This window comes from Haladaptatus halobius (assembly GCF_020618475.1).
Classification (GTDB): Archaea; Halobacteriota; Halobacteria; order Halobacteriales; family Haladaptataceae; genus Haladaptatus; species Haladaptatus halobius.
Genome location: NZ_CP085335.1, coordinates 415,494 through 436,316 on the forward strand (window position 1 = coordinate 415,494; position 20,823 = coordinate 436,316).

Below are 20,823 nucleotides of genomic sequence, written 5' to 3' on the forward strand. Positions count from 1 at the left end.
ATGGTTCAGAGCTGATACATCAGTTCTCGTTCGACAGAGGGCAGGCGGACAGTATCATCATCACCATCAGCAAGGCGATATCCCACGTGACCGATACGCCGATGGAGGAGATGCCGCCGCTGCAGGAGACGGTCGATTGTGACGCGCTCGAAGCCCTCATCCACTCGTTCGGCGCGGACGGGATGGCCGGTATCGGGATGATGCAGTTCCCGCTTCATGGCTGTACGGTGCGCGTTGATACGACCGGGACGGTGCAAGTGTTCGACGACAATCGGCGACTACCCTCCGACGACACCGGGTGCTAGGATCGTGACCGGCGAACCGGAGCTGCTTTCGTTGGACGAGTTCGAAAAGCGTCTCAGCGAACTCGTCGAGGTGAGCGCCCGAAACGGAATCGGATTCGACCGCTTGTTGACGTTCCGCCGCTCGGGCGACGCTCCGGACGTGATGGTCGAGATCACGTATCTTCGGAAAGGGTCCGAAGAATCCGGACGATAACGTTCTCGTTTGCGTCTCTAGCCGTCATTACCGTCGAGTATCCGGCACCTAACGAGAACGCGCTCCACCTCTTTTTCGTCGGGAGATCGGTGACTCTGTCCGTCACGAAGCGAGTCCGTTCAATTCTCGGTATCATCGCGTGGAGGATGTGACGAACGGAACTGGAAGCGGAACGACGCCGGCGGGGCCGAAGGTATCGTGTCCTCGGGAAAACAGTTCAATTCCGGATTTGCTAGCCGGACAACCGTTCACGTGACGGCGACATCGGTTGATACGAACTGAACGGAGTCGTCGGTTTATGCGGCTTCTCGGCGTCCGGACGGTAATCGGGGTGGAGGAATGAATACGACAACGCAAGAGACACACGACCGGACGCAGTCGTCCGACCAGACACGGTCGCGTTCGTTTTCAGAACAGGAGGTGTACGACGCGGTGAAGAATCTGCGCCGTCGGTACGTGTTGTATCACGTCAACCGCGAGCGCCAACCCGTCGAACTGGGGGAACTCGCCGAACAGATCGCGGCGTGGGAGAACAACACCGTCGTCGAAGACGTCACGCCGGAACAGCGTAAATCGGTGTACAGCGCGCTATATCAGACGCATCTCCCGAAACTGGAGAACATCGGCATCGTCTCCTACGACCGCGAATCGAAGGAGGTGTCGTTCACCGACAGCGCAGAGAACTTCGAACTGTACCTCGCAACGGACTCGCAGACGACAATTCCATGGCACAAGCTGTATCTCGCTCTCTCGGGGGTCGGCGCGCTGTTGGTCGTCGTCGGATGGCTCGGTCTCGTTCCGTTCTCCGGGTTCCAGCTATCGGTGTTCGTTCTCGTCCTGTTCGGGATGACCGCGATGACGCACTTCTACGACCACCGCTGCTGGCAACGACGGTTCCAGGATTCGACGCCCGACCTCGCGCTAGGGTTCGGCGACGGTCGATGGTTCCAGTGACGGTGCGGGCGTTCGCGGTGCGAACCGTATGAAAGAAAACTTTTACTTTCGCGTTTCGTGGCGATGCGTATGCGCGTCGCGTTCGTCGCAGAGGTGACGGCCCAACACGAAGAGACGGGAGCAACACGCCGACTTCGGCGTACCGCGGAACTCCTCGCCGGTCGCGGTCACGACACGCTTGTCTTCTGCGCCCGGTGGTGGGACGGCGACCACGAGACGTTCGAGCAGGCGGGCGTGACGTACCGCGCGGTGACGACCGAACCGCCCGGTGAGGCTCCGTCGGGACGATTCGCACTCTCGATTCCTGGCGCGCTCCGCCGCGCGAAACTGGACGTTATCCGCGCCGCGGTGGTTCCGAAACACGTGCTGGCGGCGAAGACGGCTAGCAAACCCGCGCGCGCACTTCTCGTCGTGGACTGGTACGAGCCACCGCCCGCGGTCACGGTGACCGCATCGAAGAGTCTCCGGATGGCCGCGCGCGCCCGACGAAGTTATCACGCCATCGGAGACCGTGAAGACGCGCGTTCGGGAACTGGGCGCGAGCGCCGACGACGACCGCGTGATTCCGAACAGCATCGACATGGACGCAATCCGCGACACAGAGGTAGTCGAGGGAGCCGAGATCGACTACTCGCGCCGCCTCGACGAGGACGCCAATCCGGAGAGCCTCCTGCTCGCGCTGGCCGAACTCCGGGTCAAAGGTTGGCACGCGGTCGTCGTCGGCGACGGCCCCGAGCGCCATCGGTACAAGCGACAGGCCGCCGACCTCCCGCAGATGACGGAGAACGAGGAGTTCGCGCGGTACGACCATCGACCCTGCTGGAGCGGTACCTCGACTGCTATCGTGACGTGCAGGATTCGTTCGGTTTCTTCTGAGGGCCGATATCGGATATTTCGGGTGGCTCAGTGCCTGACAGTAGCATTCAATCTGGCTTTATATAGTCACGACCCATATAAATTGTATGGCTGCTATTGAGCTAAACAGCGTAACCAAACGGTACGGAGACGTGACCGCGCTCCGCGACGTCGATCTCGTCGTTGAGGAGGGCGAAATCTTCGGCTTCCTCGGGCCGAACGGCGCGGGGAAATCCACGACTATCGACGTACTGCTCGACTTCGTCCGGCCGACCGCCGGGAGCGCCACGGTGCTCGGCTACGACGCCCAGCGCGAGAGCCTCGAAGTCAGAAAGCGCGTCGGCGTCCTGCCTGACGCCTACCACGTCTACGACCGACTGACAGGCCTCCAGCACGTCGAGTTCGCCGTCCAGTCGAAAGGTGCGGACGACGATCCGATGGCGATTCTCGAACGCGTCGGTATCGCTGACGCCGCCGACCGGAAAGTCGGCGGCTACTCGAAGGGGATGACCCAACGCCTCGTCTTCGGGATGGCACTCGTCGGCGAACCGGAGTTGCTCATCTTGGACGAACCCTCGACCGGACTCGACCCGAAAGGTGCCCGCGAGATGCGCGAGATAATCAACGAGGAGCGCGACCGGGGCGCGACGGTGTTTTTCTCCAGTCACATCCTAGAACAAGTCGAGGCGGTCTGCGACCGCGTCGGCATCCTGATGGGCGGTGAACTGGTCGCTGTCGACACCATCGACGGACTGCGCGCCACCGTCAGCACCGAGCAGACGCTCTCCGTCAGCGTCGATACTCCGTTGGACGAGACGACGCTGGACGCGGTTCGCGCGGTTGACGGCGTTTCGCAAGCCACCGCAAGCGGGACGGCGGTCGCCGTGACACTGGAAGCCCGCTCGAAGGCGGCGGTGTTGAACACGCTCGAAGAACGCAGCGTCGGCGTCGAGGACTTCAGCACGGGGGAGACGTCGCTGGAAGAGCTGTTCATGGCCTACACCGACGGACGCTCGACCGCCAGGGTGGAGGTGTCAGCATGACCTGGGCGGTCGTCGCGCGCAAGGATTTCCAAGACGCGCGTCTCTCGAAGGCGCTCTGGGCGCTGTCGGCGCTGTTCGTCGTCTTCGCCGCGGGGATGGCGTACCTCTACGCCGAACTCCCCGGACTCGGCGGCGACGCCGGAGACCTCTCGGCGCTCGGACTTGTGTTCTTCCTCTCCGCGCCCGCCACGCTGTTCGTCTCTATCACGGCGGTCGTCCTCGCCGCCAAATCCGTCGCCGGCGAGCGCGAGAGCGGGAGCATGAAGCTCATGCTCTCGTACCCCCACTCGCGCCGCGACGTGGTGCTCGGAAAGCTCGCCGGTCGGTCGGCCGTGCTCGCGCTCCCCATCGTCCTCGGCTTCGCCGTCGCGGCGGTCGTGGTGGTTGCGAAGTATGCCACCTTCACGCCGGTCGATTACGCGCTGTTCGTCCTGCTGACGGTGCTGTACGCGTTCACCTACATCAGCATCGTCGTGGGCCTCTCGGCCACGACGGGGTCGGGTGCTCGCGCGACCGCGATGGCGATCGGGCTGTTCGTCGTGCTCGAACTCCTCTGGGACGTCGTACCGATCGGCGTCCTCTACCTGCTGGAGGGTCGTCTCGTTCCGCCGCAGGAGTTCCCGAACTGGGCGCTGTTCCTCTCGGGACTCACTCCGAGCGCCGCCTACGTGACCGCGATGGGTGCGGTGTTGCCGGAGTCGCCCACCGCCGTCCTCGGCATCGGGCCGACCGGCGACGTACCGTTCTACCTCGCCGACTGGTTTGGACTCGTCCTGTTGGTGGCGTGGGCGGACGTTCCGGTTAGTTTGGGCTACCTCAGGTTCCGCGCCGCCGACATCTAAACGCCACCGTTCTTCTTTGAATCCTTTCTTGTTCGAACATATTATCACTGATTTAAAACACTAGAAAAACTTTTTACTCACTAATTCGTGTTGTAATTTGGGGTTCAGCCATGGAAGAGAAACACACGCGACGGAACTTCCTTCGTACCGCCGGAGCGGCCGCGGTCTCGCTCCCGATCATCTCCTCGACCGCCAGCGCGGCGACCGACTTCGTCTAGCCGATGACCGGCTACATCACGTCGCCGTACGGCCCGCGCGGTAACGGCTACCACTACGGCGTGGACATCGGATACTACGGCGAAATCGGCCATCCCATCTACGCGGCGCGCAGCGGAACCGCCTACACGGCCGAAGACCCCGGCGGCTACGGAAACTACATCTACATTCAACACGACGGCGGCTACGTGTCGGAGTACGGCCACCTCAACAGTTTCGGCATCTCGCACGGTCAGTACGTCGGTCAGGGAGACTACATCGGTGGAATGGGCGCGGACGGGAACGCCCAAGGCGCGCACCTCCACTTTGAAGTCGAACGAAACGGCGGTGCAGTTTCCCTCCCCGGATACGACGGCCAGAACGTCACCGCGGGCGCTGGCATGTCGAAGGACTTCCCCGGAATCGGCGGCGATGGCGGTGGCGGCTACAGTTGGCCGATCTACTCGAACGGTGACCAAGGCGAGGCGGTGTACTCCATCCAATATCTTCTGGAACACCACGACTACAACCTCCAGTACCACGACGGGATTTACGGCTCGGAAGTGACGAGCACCGTCCAGAGTTTCCAGTCCGCAAACGGGCTGAGCGTGGACGGCGTCGTCGGCCCGAACACGTGGAGCGCGCTCATCGTGACGGTGCAGAGCGGAAGCGCCTACTGGCCGACCTACGCGGCTCAACACCACCTGCGCTACGACGAAGGCCACAGCATCGCCGTCGATGGTGTCTATGGCCCGGAAACGCAGGGTGCCATCGAGAGCTTCCAGTCCGGCGCTGGACTCACCGTCGACGGCATCGTCGGCCCAAACACGTGGCAGGCGCTCGTCGACATCGGCAACTGAGTAATCGGCGGCTTCGCAGTTCCTTTTAGAGCGCTGGGTCGTGGCGCTCGAACCAGTCAGTGAGCGTCCGCAGGCGGTGGCGGGTGCGCTCCGGCGCGCCGATGTTGTGGTGTTCGTCCGGATAGACGACGAGCTTCACGGGAACGCCCCGCTTTTTCAGGCTGACGTAGAGTTGTTTCGCCTGCGTGGGAGGACAGCGCCAATCGTTCTCCCCTGCGGTCACGAGCGTCGGCGTGTCTACCTCTCCCACTTCGGTGATGCTCGGCATGGCGCGGTAGGCGTCCGGTTCTTCCCACGGTACGCCGACGTCGTTTTCGTACCAGTGGTGTAGGTCACCCGTCCCGAACAGCGAGTAGAAGTCGTAGATGCCATGTTCAGGTGCGGCGGCCGCGAACATATCGGTTCGCGCGATGACGTGGACGGTGTTGACGCCGCCCTGCGAGAAGCCGGTGACGAACAGCCGATCGTTGTCCGCCCAGCCCTGTTGAACAGTCCACTCGACGCCCGAGATGACGTCGTCGCTCTCGCGCGGTCCCCACTCGCCGCGGATAACCTCGCTGAACTCGCGTCCGTACGACGTGCTCCCCCGGTAGTTGACCCGGAGGACGACGTAGCCCTGCCCCGTCCAGTAGCAATCGTCGAAGCCGAACCCCGGCGCGTCGTAGGCCATCGGCCCGCCGTGTATCGCGGCGACGAGCGGTCGCGGTTCGGGGTCGTCGAAGTCGAAATCCGACGGTAGATACGCGATGGCTTCCACGGTGTCGCCGTCGCTGTTCTCGAACGTGACGCGTTCGCACTGCGGCGTCTCGATATGGTCTATGAGGTCGGCGTTAATCGTCGTAAGTCGCGTCGGCTCGCCTCCCCCGTCGACGTTTTCGAGGGGTGTGGCGTACGCGTCCGCGGGTTCGCCCGGCCCGGTGAGACAGAGCGCGACGGTCGATTCCGCGGCGTCGAATGACCGTATCGTCCGGTACTCGCCCTGTCGGTCAAATACGCGTTCCGGCGCGTCGCGGGTGACGTCGAGTCGAACGAGTCACGTCCGTGCACCGTCGCCGACCGAACAAAGGAGCGTCCCATCGTCCGTCCACGTCGGCGCGCCGCGCGGGTTTCTACGTCCACGACGAATAGGTAGCTCGTGACGCCGTCGAGCCACCCCTGCCCGTCGGCCTTGTGCTGCAGGCGCTCGATTTCGACCGGCGCGTCTTCCTCTCGGCGGACCTCCAGATACTCTCGTTCCTCCTCGGTCGGGTCGCGCGCCGAGACGACGAGGCGGTCGCTCTCCGGTCCCCAATCGAACTCGCGGATGCCCCCCTCGCGGTCGGTCACCTGCCTAGTGTCGCCGCTGCGTTCGAGGTCGAACACCCACACCTGCGATTTCGGCTCGTCGGGCGCGTCGTCTTCGCGTCCGACCCGGAGCGATACGTCGCGCTCGCGGCTCGCGACGAATCCGAGTTTCGTCCCGTCCGGTGACCACTTCGGCGACCCTACGCCGGGAAGGCGCGTGAGGCGATGCGGGTCGTCGCTGGCGTCCGTCGGTACCACGAATAGCGACCGATGGTCCTCGTCGGCTTCCGTCACGACGAACGCGACACGGTCGCCGTCGGGAGAGAGAGAGCAGTCAGAAACGCGCCGTACGTCGTAGATGTCGTCCAGTTCGAGCGGGCGAACGTCCATATCACTGCCGTCACGATGCGGTTATATCATCCTATGGTTCGTTGAACTTTGCGGGCGATTCGGCCGCCGCTACCGCCCGAACCGCCGAGACGTTCTCCTCGACGTCGTGAACGCGGACGATATCCGCCCCTCGCTCCGCGGCGATGGTCGTCCCGGCGACCGTCGCGGCGGTCCGGTCGTCCTCGTTCACTGGATTGAACATCGACTTGTGCGAGTGGCCGACGAGGACGGGACAGCCGAGCGCGTGTAACTCCCCCGTCCTGCCAAGCAACTCGAAGTTTTCCGCGGGCGTCTTCCCGAAGCCGAGTCCGGGGTCGACGATTATCTGACTCCTGTCGAGGCCCGCCTTCTCCGCGAGCAGAACGCGTTCTTCCAACTCCGCGATAACGTCTTCGACCACGTCGTCGTACTCGACCGACCGGTTCGGAACCACGGGTGCGTCGAGGCTGTGCATCACCACGAGCGGGGCGTCGTATTCGGCGGCGACGAAGCGCATCTCGGGGTCTTCGAGTCCCGACACGTCGTTGACGATGTCCGCACCCGCTTCGAGCGCGGCGCGGGCGACCGCCGCCTTCCGCGTGTCCACCGAGAGCATCGCGTCGAGGTTGCGGATCTCCTCGACGACCGGGACGACGCGCTCTATCTCCGTCTCGACCGGGATTTCGTCCGCGCCGGGGCGCGTGCTCTCACCGCCGATGTCGATAACGTCCGCGCCCGCCTCGACCATCTCGGTCGCGCGCTCGACGGCGTCCTCGCGGGCTTCGTACTCCCCACCGTCGTGGAAACTGTCCGGCGTGACGTTGAGGATGCCCATCACCGCCGTCCGTCCTTCCCACGGGTAGCCCCGCTCGTCCCGCTTTCGCCGGATGCCGAGTGCGTTCCGGAGTTCGTCGGCGAACACCGACAGGCCGTAGGGTTGTCCGTCGAGTTTGTCGGCGAGGCGCTTGAACTGCGCCAGCGTACCCATCAGCAGCACGTCGATGTTCTCGTCGTCCCGGTCGTTCAACCCGGACTGGGCGCACTCGCCTCCGAGGCTGAGCATCTCCTCTTTGACGTACTGGGCCTGCCGGGTTTGAACCCGCGTCTTCAACACTCGATGGACGGCCTTCCCGCGCATCCGCCAGACGCCGGGCGGGGTGACGTGCGTCCCTTCCAGCGCCTTGCGCGCTTCGTCCAGATTCCCGATTCGCTTCGGAATCTCGTCGCGCGTCCACCGCGCTCGCGCCTCGGCCACCGCGAACAGCGACCCGGTGACGAGCACGAGGTCGTTCGCGTCCGCCTCGGCCAGGGCGTCGTCCAGCGCACTCTCGACCGAACTGATTCGCTCGACGTCGTCGGCGCGGTCCTCGAACACCTGCGCCACGACTTCCTCGTCCTCCGCGCGGTCAATGTTCGGGTGACACGCGACGACCCGATTCGGCGTCGGGAGCGCGTCGGCCATCCCCCGCACGTCCTTGTCGTGCATCGCGCCGAAGATGAGGTGGAACTCGTCGTACTCGAACTCGTCGACGGTGTCCGCGAGCGCCTCGCACGCGCCGGGGTTGTGCGCCCCGTCGAGCACCACGAGGGGGTCGGTGCCCATCACTTCGAACCGCCCCGGCCAGAACCCCTTCCGGAGTCCGCACGCGAGCGTGGCTTCGTTCACGTCGGCGACCTGCCGGGCGAGCACCGCCGCGATACCCGCGTTCTGGGCCTGATACTCGCCGAGCAGCGGGATGGCTGTCTCGACGTTCCAACCGTCGCCCGACACCGAGATCGCAGCCTCTGTGTGGTTCGTCCTCCCCTCGTAGGTGGCCCGCACGTCGCCCGAGTCGCCCACCACGACGACGTCTCCGGCTTGCTCCCGAACTGCGTCCAGCGCAGCACCCGCCGTTCCGGTGACCAGCGGCGCGTCGGCGGGCGCGACGTGCGCCTTGTCGCGGGCGATCTCCTCGACCGTCTCGCCGATGATACCGGTGTGTTCGAGCGTCACGCTCGTCACCGCCGAGGCGACCGGTTCGACCACGCTCGTCGCGTCGTAGCGCCCGCCGATGCCGACTTCGAGGACGGCCACGTCCACGTCCTCGCGCCCGAAGTACCAGAGCGCCATCGCCGTCATTCCCTCGAAGAACGTCGGGGAGTCGCCGTCAGCCGCCCGGTCGGTCGCGTAGTCGTGCACCGAGTCCACGAACTCGGTCACCGCGGACTTCGGTATCTTGCGCCCGTCGACCGTGACGCGTTCGCGCACGTCGTCGAAGTGCGGCGACGTGTAGAGTCCGACGGTCAGCTCCGCTTCGCGGAGCACCTGCTCGGTCATCCGGGCCGTGCTTCCCTTCCCGTTCGACCCGGCCACCTGTACGAACTGCACGCCGTCGTGGGGGTCGCCAAGGTACGCGAGGAGGTCTGCGGTGGACTCCGTCCCCGGCTTCGGGCGGAACCGCCGCAGGTCGAAAAGAAAGTTCGCCGCCTCGTGGTAGTCCATACCTGTGACGACAGAAGCCGGGCGCTTTAGATTGTCGAACTCTGACGGCGGGCGAAACGGACGGGTCGGCGCTATCGCTCGAACTCGCGCTCCGCTCGCTTTCGCTCTCGCCGCGCTCGGTCGTCGTCGGAGCCGTCCATCAGCCGCTTCATCCGACGCTCGAACTCGGTTTCGCCGATTTCACCCGCGACGTACCGCCGTTTCAACTCGTCCATGCGGTCTTCGCTCGTCGGTTCGACTCGCTTCGACAGACCGAGCGAATTGGCTTTGGGGTGCAGTCGCTCGGCCCGTCGGACGAGTCCCGCCAATCGGTCGTCCCGCGGTATCGACACGCGTCGGGCGGCGGCGATCGTCAGCGCGACGAACAGCAGCCCCGCGACGAGACCGTCTAGCAGGAGCGCCACGATGTACGGCGCGGCGGCGTTGAGGACGACCAGCAGCAGCGGCGTGTTGGCGGCCCCGGGATTGCCGAGCGCCGAGAGCGCCGCGAGCAGTCCGAGCGCGGCGATGCCGACGAGCACGACGAGCGAGAGCACCAGCCCCGCGAGCAGCGCCTTGACCTTGGAGTCACCGAGCAGTCCCATCGTCCGGACGTTGGTGGCGAGCGTACTTTAATCGTATCCGGTTCGCTCGGCCGCGGCGATTTTACCCATGTGAGTCGGGCGAGGCGTGATAACCTACGAACGGTGCAACGGAGCGGAACTCTAGTTCGAGGACGAGGGGGAGGGGACGCCGGTCGTCTTCCTGCCGGGTGTGATGACCGGGATTCGATTCTTCGCGCCGCAGTTGGCGGCGCTCTCGGACGACTTCCGGACGGTCGCGTTCGACTACCGAAGTCACGACCGGTCGGAGAAGACGGAGACGGGACACACCGTGCCCCAGTACGCCCGCGACCTGCGCGCCTTCCTCGACCGGAGAAATCCGAACGACGTCGTTCTGGTAGGCTGGTCGATGGGCGCGTTCGTCGCGTGGGAGTACGTCGACCGATTCGGTATCGACGGGATTCGGGGACTCGTGGTCGTGGACATGTCGGCCTCGGCGTTCCGGTGGGACGACTTCGAACACGGGAGTAATGACTTGGAACGCCTCGTCGGCACCCTCGAACTGGTGCAGACCGACCGTTCGAGCCTCATCGAACGGCTCGTCGGGGCGGCGTTCGATGAACCACCGTCGGACGAGACGAGAACTCTCGTATTCGACGAACTCTCCCGAATTCCGCGGCCGATAGCGAGCGCCATCCTCTTCGATTACACGGTGCGCGACTACCGTGACGTGCTCCCCGAAATCGACGTACCGACGCTCGTCTGCGCCGGCGCGGACGAGAAGTGGCGAACCGTCGCCGCGGTCGAGGACGCGGCGGCTCGCATCCCGAACGCCGAGTTCGAACTGTTCGAGGAGAGCGGACACTGCATCACGCTGGAAGAACACGAGCGGTTCGACCGCGTGCTCACGGCGTTGTTCGACGGATTGTGAATCGGTGGCGAAGCGGCGGAGGTGTCGTTACGGTGCAGCAGTCAGAGGTTCGTCACAGTAGTGGCAGGCGGTTCGGTCGGCGGGATTCCGAGCGCCGCACTCGGAACAGCTGCGCTTCGGCTCTGACGGCGTTCCCTGAAAGAAGCCGCTCAAGTCGGCCAGTTTGAGGACTGCGAGAAGGACGAATATCCCGATGTTCCAGCCGAACGGCCCCATGTAGAAGAATATCACGAGGAAGGCGATGACGACGAGCCAGACCGCCAGATAGACGCCGTGTTCTGCTCGCAGATTCATAGAAGACCGTAAACCGTTCGGATAATAAGCTTTCTCCCGAGCGAACGCTCCTTCACTCCGTTCAGTCGTGGCGGAAACCGCGCGAGACGTCACCCTTCGCGTGCTGCGACCACTGGCTTCGGACACGATTGAGCGAAGAGAAATCGTGTCTAAAACACCGCCAAAGCTTGCTCTGACGAACTTTACGCGCTCTCCACTGCGTTCAATCGTGCCTAAAGCACCGACTCCCCGTGAACACCATCGCCATCCCGTACTCGTTTGCGGCCTCGATAACGTCCTCGTCGTTGACCGACCCGCCGGGCTGGACGACCGCCTCGATTCCGGCCTCGGCGGCCTCCTCGATGGCGTCCGAAAACGGGAAGAAGGCGTCGCTCGCCATCACCGCGCCGTCGGCGTCCTTGCCTTCCGCGTCGCGCTCGGCTTTCATCTTCGCTATCTCGACCGCGTCCACGCGACTGACCTGCCCCGCGCCGACGCCGACCGTCTCGGTGCCCTTAGCGAAGAGGATGGCGTTCGACTTGACGTGCTTGATGGTCTGCCACGCGAAGAGCAGGGAGTTGAGTTGTTCCTCGGTCGGTTCGCGCTCCGTGACGACCTCGAGGTCGTCGCGGCTTGGCGCTTGCAGGTCGCGCTCCTGCGTGAGTCGGCCGCCGACGAGGTCTTTTTCGGTGTGAGTTTCGGTGATTTTGCCCAGTTCGCCCACGGCCAAGACTCGAAGGTTCTTCTTCTCGCGGAGGGTCGCCAGCGCCTCGTCGGTGTAATCCGGCGCGACGACGACCTCCTTGAACGAGTCGATTATCCGCGCCGCCGTCTCCTCGTCGCACTCCCGATTGAGGGCGACGATACCGCCGAAGGCGCTCTTCGCGTCGGTCGAGAGCGCGCGGTCGTAGGCTTCCGCGAGCGAATCGGCGGTGGCACAACCGGCGGGATTGGTGTGCTTGATGACCGCGCATGCCGGGCAGTCGAACTCCTTAACGAGGTTCAGCGCGGCGTCGGCGTCGTTGTAGTTGTTGTACGACAGCGCCTTCGCGCCCTCGTTCAACTGTTCCGCGCGGACGACGCTCGCCTCTTCGCAGGCGGCGTTGGCGTAGAGCGCGGCGTCCTGATGGGGATTCTCGCCGTACCGAAGCGTCGCTGCCCGATCTGCGGTCTCGACCCGCCGAGCCGGGAGCGGGCCGTCTTCGTCGCCCTCGACGCGAACCGCGTTCGCCTCGTAATCGACGTCGACCGTCCCCTCGGCGAACCAGCGCACCGCACGGGGGTAGGCTTTGAACTCGCCCCGATGGAGCACGCGCTCTTTCAGGGTCTCTCTCGTATCGCCTTCGTAGACCGGAATCGGCTCCTGCGTGACGACCGGGCCGCTGTCGACTTCGCCGGGGTCGACCGCGCCCGCCTCGTCCGTCGCCTCCGTGACGACGTGCACCGTACAGCCGGTCACGCTCACGCCGGCGTCGAGGGCGTCGCCCCATGCGTCCGTGCCGGGGAACGAGGGGAGCAAGGAGGGGTGGACATTCAGCGTCACGGGCACTTCGTCGAGAAACTCGCCCGTGACGATTCGCATGTAGCCGTCGAGACAGACGAGGTCGAAGTAGTACCTCGAAAGGGCGTCGAGCACCCGCCGCTCGTGCTCCCGCCGCGACTCGTCGTCGCCCAGTTCGACCGCTTCGGTCGGAATCCCGCGCTCTTCGGCTTTCTCCAGTACTGGCGCGTCCGCGTCGTTCGTCAACACGACCGCGAGTTCCGCCCCGCCCGGAGCGAGGTCGTCGATGTGCAAGAGATTTCGACCGCGGTTCCCGGCCATGCCCGCAATCTGTGTCATGGTCGGAAGACCGTGCGGCGCGGGCAAAGTAGTTGCGGTCGAGTTCCAAAATCTATGCAACTTTGTGCTCATATTTCGTACCGATTCGCCTGTTCACGCGATTTATATGCACGTCTGTGCGTCATCGTACCGATACGCTTTTGCCGAACGCCCCGGCAGGCACACGTATGGATTCCCTGTTCGCCGTTTCGCCGCTGGACGGGCGCTACGCCGGTCGCACTGCGCCCCTCCGCGAGTACGCGAGCGAGGCCGCGCTCATGCGCGCTCGCGTGCGAGTCGAAGTGGAGTATCTGCTCGCGCTGGCCGACCACGACGCGACGCCCTTCGAGATTTCGTCCGACGACCGCGACGCGCTACGCGAACTCTACGAGGAGTTCGACGAAGACGACGCCGGCGCGGTCAAGGCGCTCGAAACCGAGGGCTACGCCGGATACCCCGCGACGAACCACGACGTGAAGGCCGTCGAGTACTTCGTCCGCCACTCGCTTCCGGACCACCTCGAAGAGCTCTCCTCATGGATTCACTTCGCGCTGACGAGCGAGGACGTGAACAACCTCGCGCACCGACTGCTGGTCAAACCCGCCGTCGAGGAGGTCTTGCTCCCGGAACTCGCCGCCGTCCGCGACGACCTCGCCGAGATGGCCCGCGAGTACCGCGACGTTCCGATGCTCGCCCGAACGCACGGCCAACCGGCGACGCCGACCACGTTCGGCAAGGAGATGGCGGTTTACGCCGCCCGTCTCGGGCGGGCCGTCGGTCGCGTTGAGCGGGCGACAGAGTCCCTCTCTGGCAAACTTGCGGGGGCGAGCGGCACGTACGCCGCCCACGTCGCTGCCTACTCCGATGTGGACTGGCGGTCGTTCTCGCGCGAGTTCGTGACGAACCTCGGACTCGAACACACCGCGCTCGCCACGCAGGTCAACCCCTGTGACGATCTCGCCGAGTTGTTCGACGCGCTCCGGGGTGCAAACAACGTCTTGCTCGACCTCGACCGCGACGCGTGGCTCTACGTCAGCGACCGTTACCTTGGACAGGAGGCGACCGCGAGCGAGACGGGCAGTTCGACCATGCCCCACAAGGTGAACCCAATCGACTTCGAGAACAGCGAGGGGAACCTCTCGAAGGCCAACTCCGACCTCGCGTTTCTCGGCGACTACGTCACCACCTCGCGCCTCCAGCGCGACCTCTCCGATTCGACCGTCAAACGAAACGTCGGTGCGGCGTTCGCCTACTGTTTGCTCGGCTACACGAAAGCGGAGGACGGACTCGGGAGGGTCGTCCCGAACGAGCGGGTCATGCGCGAGGAACTCGAAGCGACGCCCGAAATAATCGGCGAGGCGGTACAGACCATCCTCCGGCGGGAGGGTCACGAGGACGCCTACGAGCGCGTCAAGGATCTGACCCGCGGCAAGCGCGTCGCGCTCGCCGACTTCCGCGACCTCTTCGACGACCTGGACGTGGACGAAGACGTGCGCGAGGAACTGCACGACCTTACTCCCGCTGGATACACCGGTTTCGCCGACGAACTGGTGGACGAACTCGACTGACCTCGCCGGTTCGACCGAACTTTATCCCGCTCCCGAAGCATCGTTACGTCGCTCGGCGACGTGTCCGGTTTCGTGTTCTCGAATTCGATCCGCAATCGAACCGGCCGTCTAATTTCGACGGACGGCTTCCTTGACGTTTATCTCCGCTGGCGTCCAATAGATGTCGTATGGGAAACGATAATAGACTCGTCCACGCGGCTATCGGGGCCGTCGTGACCATCGTCACCGCCTTCCTCCCGTTCTCCCCTATCCTCGGCGGCGGCGTCGCCGCATATCTCGGCGACGCCAACAAGAACGAAGGCCTCCGAATCGGTGCTGTCTCGGGCGCCATCGGAGCGTTCCGATGATCGTGCTCGGGTTTCTGGTCGTGAGCGTCTTCTCCTTCGGCGGCGCGCCGGGCGGATTCTTGGCGTTCGTCCTCGTGCTCGCGGCGTTCGCGCTGCTCTACACGATGGGTCTGAGCGCGCTGGGCGGCTACGTCGGCGCGTATCTGGCGAACGAATACTAAACTACGCGAGCAGTTCGGACAGCGTTTCGGTCACGGCGTCGGCCGCCGCGGTCACGTCCTCGGCGCGCACGTACTCCCGTGGAGCGTGCGCGACCGCCCCCTCCTCGTCTGCCAGCACGCCCGGCCCGAACACGACGGTCGGCGCGACCTGCGCGAAATAGGAGGCCTCCGTCGCCGCGCCGAACGGTTGCACTTCGCCGCCGCCGGCGTCTCGGAGCGTCCGCACCAACCGCGAATCGGCCGGCGTCTCGAACGCTTCGAGAAACGGCGTGTCGCGTTCCGCGAGCGCGACCGTCACGTCAACCTTCGCGGGCGCGGCCTCTCGGAGGTGGGATTCGAGCGACCCGCGGAACTCCTCGGCGCTCTCCGGCGGAACGCTCCGCCTGTCCACGACGAAGGAGCACTCGGCGGGGATCTGGTTCGTCGCCGTTCCGCCCTCGACCGTCGTCGGCGTGAGCGTCGGCGCGCCGAGTTCGGGATGTTCGTCGCCTCCGTCGAAGGAGTTCAGCGCCTCCAGCACGGGCGAGAGAGCGCCCACCGCGTTGACGCCGTCCTCCGGATTCGCGGCGTGGGCGTTCGCTCCCCGGAGCGTCACGGTCGCCTGAAAGCGTCCGCGGGCCGCGTTGCACACGTCGAGACCGGTGGGTTCGCCGACGATGACCGCGTCCGCGTCCACGTCGAGCGCGGCCGCCCCCGTCGAGTTCGTCTCCTCGTCGGGCGTCACGGCGAGCGTCACGCGTCCTCGCTCGGGGTTCATCGCGAGGAAGGCGTCGAGGAGTGCGGCGAGCGGCCCTTTCGCGTCGCAGGAACCCCGTCCTCGGATTTCGTCGCCGTCGCGCGAAAAGGGGACGTGCGGCGGGACGGTGTCGATGTGCGTGTTCAACACGACGTGCGGGCCGTCTTTCGGGCCGTCGCGCTCAGCGAGGACGTTTCCGGCGTCGTCGACGCGAGGTTCCGCGCCCCCCGAGTCGAGCGTTTCCACGAGCAGGGTTCGCATCTCGCCGACCGATTCATGCGACTCCGTCCGAACCGCCCGTTCGAGGAACGAGATGTGGTCGAAGCCGGTCATGCTTCCGAATCGAGCCGCCCCGTCGCGGACAGGCTCACGTCACCTTCGAACTCCCGTTCGACGGGGCCGGAGAGCGACACGGTTCGGTCGCCGACCGTCACGTCGAGGTCGCCGCCGGGCGGCGACACGGACACTCGTTCGTCGTCGGCGAGTTCGAGTCGCCGGGCGACGGCGGCGATGGCGACCGCACCGGTTCCGCAGGATCGGGTCTCGCCTTCGACGCCGCGCTCGAAGGTTCGCTGGTCGAACCCGTCCGGTCGGCGCGACGCGAAGGTGACGTTCGCGCCCTCCGGGAACGCGTCGGCGTGACGGATTTCCGGCGCGACCTGCTCGATGTCCACTGCGTGCACGTCGTCCACGAAGGCGACGGCGTGCGGAACGCCCGTGTTCACCGCGGTCACCTCGTAGTCGCCGACTCGCTCCCGGACGAGCGGTTCGTCTCGGGCGACCGGAACGGCGTCGGGCGCGAATCTCGGCGGCCCCATCTCGATGGTCGCACTGCCGTCGCGCACTCTCGCATAGCGCGTTCCGGCCAGCGTGTCTATCATCACTTCGTCCGCGTTCGCTCGCTCGGCGGCCCAGACCGCGGCGCACCGCGCGCCGTTGCCGCACATCTCCGCGGTGCTCCCGTCTGGTTGGACGAGCGTCATGACGACCCGCGGCGGTCGGTAGTCCGGTTCGAGCGCCAGGAAAAGCACGCCGTCCGCGCCGATTCCCTCGGCCCTGTCGCAGGCTTCGCGGGCGAACGCGGCCCGGTTTGGGACGCAGATGTCCGCGTCCACGACGATGAAATCGTTCCCGGTGCCGTGGTACTTCTCGAACGAGAAGTTCATCGCCACGCCACCTCCCGTTCGGTCGCGGTCACGTCGGCGAGCGTCTCGCGGCGGTTGACGACGTCCGCGAGGTCGCCGTCCACGACAACGACCGCGGGGCGGGGCCGCGAGTTGTACTGGCTCGCCATCTCGTAGCCGTACGCCCCCGCGTTGCCGACCGCCAGCAGGTCGCCGCGCCGCGGTTCGGCCATCGCGTGTTCGCCGAACGTGTCCGAACTCTCGCAGATAGGTCCGGCGACGGTCGTCTCGACTTCGGGGCCGTCGCCGGTGACGTTTCGGACGCGGTGATACGCGTCGTAGAGCGCGGGTCGCGCGAGCGTCGTCATCCCGGCGTCAACGCCGACGACGGTCGTCTCCGTCGCTTCCTTGACCGTGTTCACGCGAGTCAGGAGGACGCCGGCGTCGGCCACGAGGTAGCGACCCGGTTCGACGACGAGCGTCGCATCCACGTCGCCAAGCGCGTTTCGGGTCGCGTCCGCGACTGCGTCGATGTCGAGCGGAGGTTCGTCGGGTCGATAAGGAACGCCGAATCCGCCGCCCACGTCCACGAACTCCAGCGAGAAATCGAGGCTCCGCGCCAGTTCGCCCATCTGCGAGACGAGTTCGCGGTGGTTGCCGAGGTCGTCGCCCGAGATTCCGCTTCCGGCGTGGGCGTGGACGCCGACCACGTCGAAATCGTCCGCGGCGTCTTCGAGCAGGGCCGCGGCGCGGTCGTAGGGAACGCCGAACTTGGCGTCGGCGCCGGTTCGAACCTTCTCGTGGTGTCCGGCACCGACGCCGGGGTTGACGCGGAGACAGAGCCGCCCGTCGTAGCCTCGCTCGGCGAGTCGGTCGACGGTGTCCTTCGCCCCGGCCGTGATAGTCAGTCCGGGGTGTTCGTCGGCGAGTTCGACCGCCCTGTCGAGGTCTTCGCCCGGCGGATTGACGGCGGTGTAGTGGACGCGCTCTCCCTCGAATCCGGCGGCGAAGGCGCGTTCGGTCTCGCCCGCGGACGCGCACTCGACGCTCGACCCTTCGGCTTCGAGCGTTCGGAGAACTGCCCGCGACGTATTCGCCTTCGCGGCGTAGTGAACGTCCGCGTCCGGGAACGCGCCCGCGAATCGCCGGTAGTTCTCGCGCACGCGGTCGAGGTCGGTGACGTAGAGCGGCGTCCCGTGCTCCTCGGCGAGCGAGGCGAGCCGGTCGGAAGACCAGTCGGCGAGGCGGCGTACCGGCGGGGTGTCGGTCGTCGCGCTCATCGCAGCGCCTCCTCGCGTTCGACCTGCGCGAGCGTGTCGGCTTCCACGTCGAGTGCGACGACGGCGGGCTTGTAGGCCCCGCCGTCGAACAGGTCGTGGTCGCCAAGTCCGGACTCCACGAACCGAGTGAACGCCCGGCGGTTCGGCGGGAGGTGCCCGTACAGTATCTCCTCGTCCATGAGGTCGTAGACGGGAATCCGCGGCGTGAGCAGGGTGTTCTCCCCGACGATGCTCCCCTCGCCGACGACGAAGCCCGAGGTGACGCGACAGCCCGCGCCGAGCGACACCTCGTCTTCGACGACGACGGGAGTGCTCTCGACCGGTTCGAGGACGCCGCCGATGAGGGCGTTCGCGCCGAGTTTGACGTTCTCGCCGATCTGCGCGCAGGAGCCGACCGTGTCGCAGGAGTCCACCAGCGTCCCGTCGCCGACGTACGCGCCGACGTTGACGAAACTCGGACTCATCAGGATGCAGTTCGATCCGACGTGTGCGCCCCGGCGGAGGACGGTTCCGTCGGGGGTGTTTCGGGTGCCCCTGCCGGGGAAGTCGTCGGTCTGCCGGAGCGGGAGCACGTCGTGGTAGGTCACGTCGCCGTACTCGCGCCCCTCAATGTCCCGGAGACCGAAGTTCAGCAGGATTCCCTGTTTCACCCACTCGTTCGTCTCCCAGCTTCCGCCGCGCTTCTCGGCGGCGCGGGCCTCGCCCGCCTCCAGCGCGTCGAGGAAGGCGTTCAGGGTCGCGTGTTCGTCGCCCCCGGCGCTCTCCGCGTTCAAATCGTTCGACTCGTATCGATGCCACAGCTCTCGTATCTCGTTTCTCATTCGCCGATCACCTCGCTAAAATCGTACCATCCCGGATTCCGTCCGGCCAGCCACGCCGCCGCGTCGAGCGCGCCGTCGGCGAACACCGCCCTGCTCCCGGCGCGGTGGACGAGGCGCAGTTCCTCGTTCTCATTTGCCAGCAGCACCTCGTGTTCGCCCCTGATTCCGCCCGCCCTGCGCGCGTGGACGCCGACTTCGCCCGGCCGGCGCGGGGCGTCTCCCTCGCGCCCGTGAACCCGTTCTTCGGGGCCGCCAGCGGACGCGATTCTGTCGAGGAGCGTCTTCGCCGTGCCGCTCGGCGCGTCTCGCTTCCCGTTGTGGTGGGTCTCGGTCAGCTCCACGTCGTAGCCGGGGAGGTCGGCGACCGCGCCTTCGACCGCCCGGAGGAGCGCTTGGATACCCCGCGAGAAGTTACTCGCTTTGAGGACGGGGACGTGGTCGCTCACGCTTCGGAGAACCGATTCGCCCTGCTCGTCGAAACCGGTCGTCCCGACGACGCAGGCGACGCCCGCTTCCCCGCAGACGGCGACGTAGTTCTGACTGCTCGACGGGGCGGAGAAATCGACGAGCACGTCGGGGTCGTACTCCCTGAGCACTGCCCCGAACTCCTGCGCCGGTTTCGTCGGAACCCCGGCGACGTCCGCGGGCGGGTCGCGGCTCACGCCGCCGACGACCTCCACGTCGTCTCGCTCCGCCGCGGCCTCGATGACGGTGCGACCCATCCGTCCCGTCGCGCCCGTGACCGCGACCCGTCTCATTCGGACTCCTCCAGCGAGTCGAGTACCGCCGCGAGGTCCTCGTAATGCTCCGAGGAAAGCGGCGACAGCGGAAGCCGGAGTTCGCCCGGACCATAGCCCCGAATCTCCATCGCGGCCTTCACCGGAATCGGGTTTGTCTCCCGGAACAGCGCGCGGAAGAGCGGCCCGAGTTCGCGGTGGAGTTCCCGCGCCCGTTCGTAGTCGCCGGCGAGCGCCGATTCGACCAGTTCGCAGGTGCGCTCGGGTTCGACGTTCGCCGAGACGCTGATGGTTCCGGTCGCGCCGATGGCGAGCATCGGGAGCGTGAGCGCGTCGTCGCCCGACAGCACCGCGAACTCCTCGTCCCGCGTTCGCTCGATTATCTCGCCGATCCGCCCGAGGTCGCCGCTCGCGGCCTTGTAGCCGACGACGTTCTCGTGTTCGGCCAGCGAGACGGTCGTCTCCACGTCGACGTTGCGGCCCGTCCGGGACGGAACGTTGTAGACGATCTGCGGGAGGTCGACCGCGTCGGCGATGGTGCGGTAGTGCCGTTCCATCCCCTCTGGTTCGGGCTTGTTGTAGTACGGCGAGAGGAGGAGGAGTCCGTCCGCCCCGGCGTCCGCGGCGCGCCGGGAGAGTTCGAGGGCTTCGCGGGTCGCGTTGCTTCCCGCGCCCGCGATCACGGGCACGTCCACCGCGTCCGCGACCGCCTCGATCACCTCGACGTGTTCGTCGTGGGTCATGGTCGCGCTCTCGCCGGTCGAGCCGACGGGGACGAGGCCGTGAACCCCAGCCCGTTCGAGGCGCTGGGCGTCGCTGCGAAGTTGGTCGAAGTCGATACTCTCGCCCGCGAAGGGCGTCGTCATCGCGGGGTAGACCCCGCGGAACGGTGAATCTGTGTCTGTCATCGGTTTCTGGTCGGAGGTCGGTCGGCGCGCGGTACAGAACGAGGATGGCTCGAAACGGGGTCGCCACGCCCGCCACGAACCTGTTACGCCGCGCGTTTTGTGCGTTTTCCGACCGTGCTGTCGCTCTCCCGCCCGAAATAGCGAGCAGCGAGCGTCACAGCACATGGCATGTGGAACAATGGCTGTTCCCCGAG

At 65.9% G+C, this 20,823-nt stretch carries 24 protein-coding genes and 1 pseudogene; 12 read left to right on the forward strand and 13 right to left on the reverse strand.

All coding sequences use genetic code 11. The features are described from left to right. Nucleotides 1–59: 59 nt before the first annotated feature. From LIW51_RS02300 to LIW51_RS02310, 3 genes are all read left to right on the forward strand, one after another. Nucleotides 60–305: a HalOD1 output domain-containing protein gene (locus tag LIW51_RS02300; RefSeq protein WP_227376710.1), complete on the forward strand. Its 246-nt coding sequence runs from the start codon at nt 60–62 to the stop codon at nt 303–305. A gap of 4 nt (nt 306–309) precedes the next feature. Next, nucleotides 310–498, forward strand: a complete 189-nt coding sequence (locus LIW51_RS02305) for a hypothetical protein (RefSeq protein ID WP_227375638.1) — start codon at nt 310–312, stop codon at nt 496–498. 339 nt (nt 499–837) lie between these two features. Then, nucleotides 838–1,452, forward strand: coding sequence for a DUF7344 domain-containing protein (locus tag LIW51_RS02310; RefSeq protein ID WP_227375639.1), 615 nt, complete (start codon nt 838–840; stop codon nt 1,450–1,452). 42 nt (nt 1,453–1,494) lie between these two features. Here LIW51_RS02310 and LIW51_RS39820 read toward each other — a convergent pair whose 3' ends face one another. Continuing rightward, nucleotides 1,495–2,034 carry a hypothetical protein gene (locus LIW51_RS39820; protein ID WP_227375640.1) on the reverse strand — a complete coding sequence of 180 codons (540 nt, stop codon included), beginning with the start codon at nt 2,032–2,034 and terminating at the stop codon, nt 1,495–1,497. Between LIW51_RS39820 and LIW51_RS02320 the strand changes: the two genes are divergently transcribed. The 5 genes from LIW51_RS02320 (at nt 2,012) to LIW51_RS02340 (ending at nt 5,247) form a co-directional block, all read left to right on the forward strand. Continuing rightward, nucleotides 2,012–2,428 carry a hypothetical protein gene (locus LIW51_RS02320; RefSeq protein WP_227375641.1) on the forward strand — a complete coding sequence of 139 codons (417 nt, stop codon included), beginning with the start codon at nt 2,012–2,014 and terminating at the stop codon, nt 2,426–2,428. The two genes, LIW51_RS39820 and LIW51_RS02320, sit on opposite strands and share 23 nt — an antisense overlap. Further along, on the forward strand, nt 2,415–3,350 hold the full coding sequence (locus LIW51_RS02325; RefSeq protein ID WP_227375642.1) for an ABC transporter ATP-binding protein: 936 nt from the start codon (nt 2,415–2,417) through the stop codon (nt 3,348–3,350). The genes LIW51_RS02320 and LIW51_RS02325 overlap by 14 nt, the downstream gene beginning before the upstream one ends. Next, the gene (locus LIW51_RS02330; protein ID WP_227375643.1) at nt 3,347–4,192 is read left to right on the forward strand and encodes an ABC transporter permease; all 846 of its coding nucleotides are present in this window, start codon (nt 3,347–3,349) and stop codon (nt 4,190–4,192) included. Before LIW51_RS02325 ends, LIW51_RS02330 begins: the two co-directional genes overlap by 4 nt. A 110-nt stretch (nt 4,193–4,302) precedes the next feature. Continuing rightward, entirely contained in the window at nt 4,303–4,410 is a 108-nt protein-coding gene (locus LIW51_RS02335) for a twin-arginine translocation signal domain-containing protein (RefSeq protein ID WP_227375644.1), read from the forward strand. A gap of 3 nt (nt 4,411–4,413) precedes the next feature. Further along, nucleotides 4,414–5,247 (forward strand): peptidoglycan-binding protein, encoded by an 834-nt coding sequence (locus LIW51_RS02340; RefSeq protein WP_255766967.1) that lies wholly within the window; start codon nt 4,414–4,416, stop codon nt 5,245–5,247. Between the two features lie 25 nt (nt 5,248–5,272). Here LIW51_RS02340 and LIW51_RS02350 read toward each other — a convergent pair whose 3' ends face one another. From LIW51_RS02350 to LIW51_RS02365, 4 genes and pseudogenes are all read right to left on the reverse strand, one after another. Beyond that, a complete protein-coding gene (locus tag LIW51_RS02350; protein WP_227375645.1) occupies nt 5,273–6,004 on the reverse strand; it encodes an alpha/beta hydrolase family protein in 732 nt (243 codons plus the stop codon). 332 nt (nt 6,005–6,336) lie between these two features. Next, nucleotides 6,337–6,921: pseudogene (locus LIW51_RS02355) on the reverse strand (S9 family peptidase); the annotation flags it as partial. A gap of 31 nt (nt 6,922–6,952) precedes the next feature. Then, the gene (gene folP / locus LIW51_RS02360) at nt 6,953–9,382 is read right to left on the reverse strand and encodes a dihydropteroate synthase (RefSeq protein WP_227375647.1); all 2,430 of its coding nucleotides are present in this window, start codon (nt 9,380–9,382) and stop codon (nt 6,953–6,955) included. A gap of 71 nt (nt 9,383–9,453) precedes the next feature. Then, on the reverse strand, nt 9,454–9,966 hold the full coding sequence (locus tag LIW51_RS02365; protein ID WP_227375648.1) for an SHOCT domain-containing protein: 513 nt from the start codon (nt 9,964–9,966) through the stop codon (nt 9,454–9,456). Nucleotides 9,967–10,126: 160 nt separating this feature from the next. Between LIW51_RS02365 and LIW51_RS02370 the strand changes: the two genes are divergently transcribed. Beyond that, complete coding sequence (locus tag LIW51_RS02370) at nt 10,127–10,855, forward strand: alpha/beta fold hydrolase (protein ID WP_227376711.1); 729 nt, start codon at nt 10,127–10,129, stop codon at nt 10,853–10,855. Nucleotides 10,856–10,882: 27 nt separating this feature from the next. On the opposite strand, the gene LIW51_RS02375 is transcribed toward LIW51_RS02370, so the two are convergent. After that, a complete protein-coding gene (locus LIW51_RS02375; RefSeq protein ID WP_227375649.1) occupies nt 10,883–11,149 on the reverse strand; it encodes a zinc ribbon domain-containing protein in 267 nt (88 codons plus the stop codon). 202 nt (nt 11,150–11,351) lie between these two features. Beyond that, nucleotides 11,352–12,968, reverse strand: coding sequence for a bifunctional phosphoribosylaminoimidazolecarboxamide formyltransferase/IMP cyclohydrolase (gene purH / locus LIW51_RS02380; RefSeq protein ID WP_227375650.1), 1,617 nt, complete (start codon nt 12,966–12,968; stop codon nt 11,352–11,354). A gap of 167 nt (nt 12,969–13,135) precedes the next feature. Here purH and purB point away from each other — a divergent pair, with 167 nt between their 5' ends. The 3 genes from purB to LIW51_RS02395 all read left to right on the forward strand — a co-directional run bounded on the left by purB (nt 13,136) and on the right by LIW51_RS02395 (nt 15,023). Then, nucleotides 13,136–14,515, forward strand: coding sequence for an adenylosuccinate lyase (purB, locus tag LIW51_RS02385; RefSeq protein ID WP_227375651.1), 1,380 nt, complete (start codon nt 13,136–13,138; stop codon nt 14,513–14,515). A 167-nt stretch (nt 14,516–14,682) separates the two neighbouring features. After that, nucleotides 14,683–14,862 carry a DUF5518 domain-containing protein gene (locus LIW51_RS02390; protein WP_227375652.1) on the forward strand — a complete coding sequence of 60 codons (180 nt, stop codon included), beginning with the start codon at nt 14,683–14,685 and terminating at the stop codon, nt 14,860–14,862. Further along, nucleotides 14,859–15,023: a hypothetical protein gene (locus LIW51_RS02395; protein ID WP_227375653.1), complete on the forward strand. Its 165-nt coding sequence runs from the start codon at nt 14,859–14,861 to the stop codon at nt 15,021–15,023. The genes LIW51_RS02390 and LIW51_RS02395 overlap by 4 nt, the downstream gene beginning before the upstream one ends. A gap of 1 nt (nt 15,024) precedes the next feature. Here LIW51_RS02395 and LIW51_RS02400 read toward each other — a convergent pair whose 3' ends face one another. From LIW51_RS02400 to dapA, 6 genes are read right to left on the reverse strand one after another with little or no spacing between them, the layout of a single operon-like run. Further along, the gene (locus LIW51_RS02400) at nt 15,025–16,092 is read right to left on the reverse strand and encodes a M20 family metallopeptidase (RefSeq protein ID WP_227375654.1); all 1,068 of its coding nucleotides are present in this window, start codon (nt 16,090–16,092) and stop codon (nt 15,025–15,027) included. Next, the gene (gene dapF, locus LIW51_RS02405; RefSeq protein WP_227375655.1) at nt 16,089–16,925 is read right to left on the reverse strand and encodes a diaminopimelate epimerase; all 837 of its coding nucleotides are present in this window, start codon (nt 16,923–16,925) and stop codon (nt 16,089–16,091) included. The genes LIW51_RS02400 and dapF overlap by 4 nt, the downstream gene beginning before the upstream one ends. Continuing rightward, complete coding sequence (gene lysA, locus LIW51_RS02410; RefSeq protein ID WP_227375656.1) at nt 16,922–18,163, reverse strand: diaminopimelate decarboxylase; 1,242 nt, start codon at nt 18,161–18,163, stop codon at nt 16,922–16,924. The genes dapF and lysA overlap by 4 nt, the downstream gene beginning before the upstream one ends. Next, a complete protein-coding gene (locus LIW51_RS02415) occupies nt 18,160–18,984 on the reverse strand; it encodes a 2,3,4,5-tetrahydropyridine-2,6-dicarboxylate N-succinyltransferase (RefSeq protein WP_227375657.1) in 825 nt (274 codons plus the stop codon). Before LIW51_RS02415 ends, lysA begins: the two co-directional genes overlap by 4 nt. Next, a complete protein-coding gene (gene dapB, locus LIW51_RS02420) occupies nt 18,981–19,742 on the reverse strand; it encodes a 4-hydroxy-tetrahydrodipicolinate reductase (RefSeq protein WP_227375658.1) in 762 nt (253 codons plus the stop codon). The genes LIW51_RS02415 and dapB overlap by 4 nt, the downstream gene beginning before the upstream one ends. Beyond that, the gene (gene dapA / locus LIW51_RS02425; protein WP_227375659.1) at nt 19,739–20,629 is read right to left on the reverse strand and encodes a 4-hydroxy-tetrahydrodipicolinate synthase; all 891 of its coding nucleotides are present in this window, start codon (nt 20,627–20,629) and stop codon (nt 19,739–19,741) included. Before dapA ends, dapB begins: the two co-directional genes overlap by 4 nt. Nucleotides 20,630–20,823 lie beyond the last annotated feature (194 nt).

Coding starts and splice junctions, on each gene's coding strand:
- LIW51_RS02310 (WP_227375639.1), top strand. CDS start 838: ATGAATACGACAACGCAAGAGACACACGACCGGACGCAGTCGTCCGAC.
- LIW51_RS39820 (WP_227375640.1), bottom strand. CDS start 2,034: ATGTCGATGCTGTTCGGAATCACGCGGTCGTCGTCGGCGCTCGCGCCC.
- LIW51_RS02325 (WP_227375642.1), top strand. CDS start 2,415: ATGGCTGCTATTGAGCTAAACAGCGTAACCAAACGGTACGGAGACGTG.
- LIW51_RS02330 (WP_227375643.1), top strand. CDS start 3,347: ATGACCTGGGCGGTCGTCGCGCGCAAGGATTTCCAAGACGCGCGTCTC.
- LIW51_RS02335 (WP_227375644.1), top strand. CDS start 4,303: ATGGAAGAGAAACACACGCGACGGAACTTCCTTCGTACCGCCGGAGCG.
- LIW51_RS02340 (WP_255766967.1), top strand. CDS start 4,414: ATGACCGGCTACATCACGTCGCCGTACGGCCCGCGCGGTAACGGCTAC.
- folP (WP_227375647.1), bottom strand. CDS start 9,382: ATGGACTACCACGAGGCGGCGAACTTTCTTTTCGACCTGCGGCGGTTC.
- LIW51_RS02365 (WP_227375648.1), bottom strand. CDS start 9,966: ATGGGACTGCTCGGTGACTCCAAGGTCAAGGCGCTGCTCGCGGGGCTG.
- LIW51_RS02375 (WP_227375649.1), bottom strand. CDS start 11,149: ATGAATCTGCGAGCAGAACACGGCGTCTATCTGGCGGTCTGGCTCGTC.
- purH (WP_227375650.1), bottom strand. CDS start 12,968: ATGACACAGATTGCGGGCATGGCCGGGAACCGCGGTCGAAATCTCTTG.
- purB (WP_227375651.1), top strand. CDS start 13,136: ATGGATTCCCTGTTCGCCGTTTCGCCGCTGGACGGGCGCTACGCCGGT.
- LIW51_RS02390 (WP_227375652.1), top strand. CDS start 14,683: ATGGGAAACGATAATAGACTCGTCCACGCGGCTATCGGGGCCGTCGTG.
- LIW51_RS02395 (WP_227375653.1), top strand. CDS start 14,859: ATGATCGTGCTCGGGTTTCTGGTCGTGAGCGTCTTCTCCTTCGGCGGC.
- LIW51_RS02400 (WP_227375654.1), bottom strand. CDS start 16,092: ATGACCGGCTTCGACCACATCTCGTTCCTCGAACGGGCGGTTCGGACG.
- dapF (WP_227375655.1), bottom strand. CDS start 16,925: ATGAACTTCTCGTTCGAGAAGTACCACGGCACCGGGAACGATTTCATC.
- lysA (WP_227375656.1), bottom strand. CDS start 18,163: ATGAGCGCGACGACCGACACCCCGCCGGTACGCCGCCTCGCCGACTGG.
- LIW51_RS02415 (WP_227375657.1), bottom strand. CDS start 18,984: ATGAGAAACGAGATACGAGAGCTGTGGCATCGATACGAGTCGAACGAT.
- dapB (WP_227375658.1), bottom strand. CDS start 19,742: ATGAGACGGGTCGCGGTCACGGGCGCGACGGGACGGATGGGTCGCACC.
- dapA (WP_227375659.1), bottom strand. CDS start 20,629: ATGACAGACACAGATTCACCGTTCCGCGGGGTCTACCCCGCGATGACG.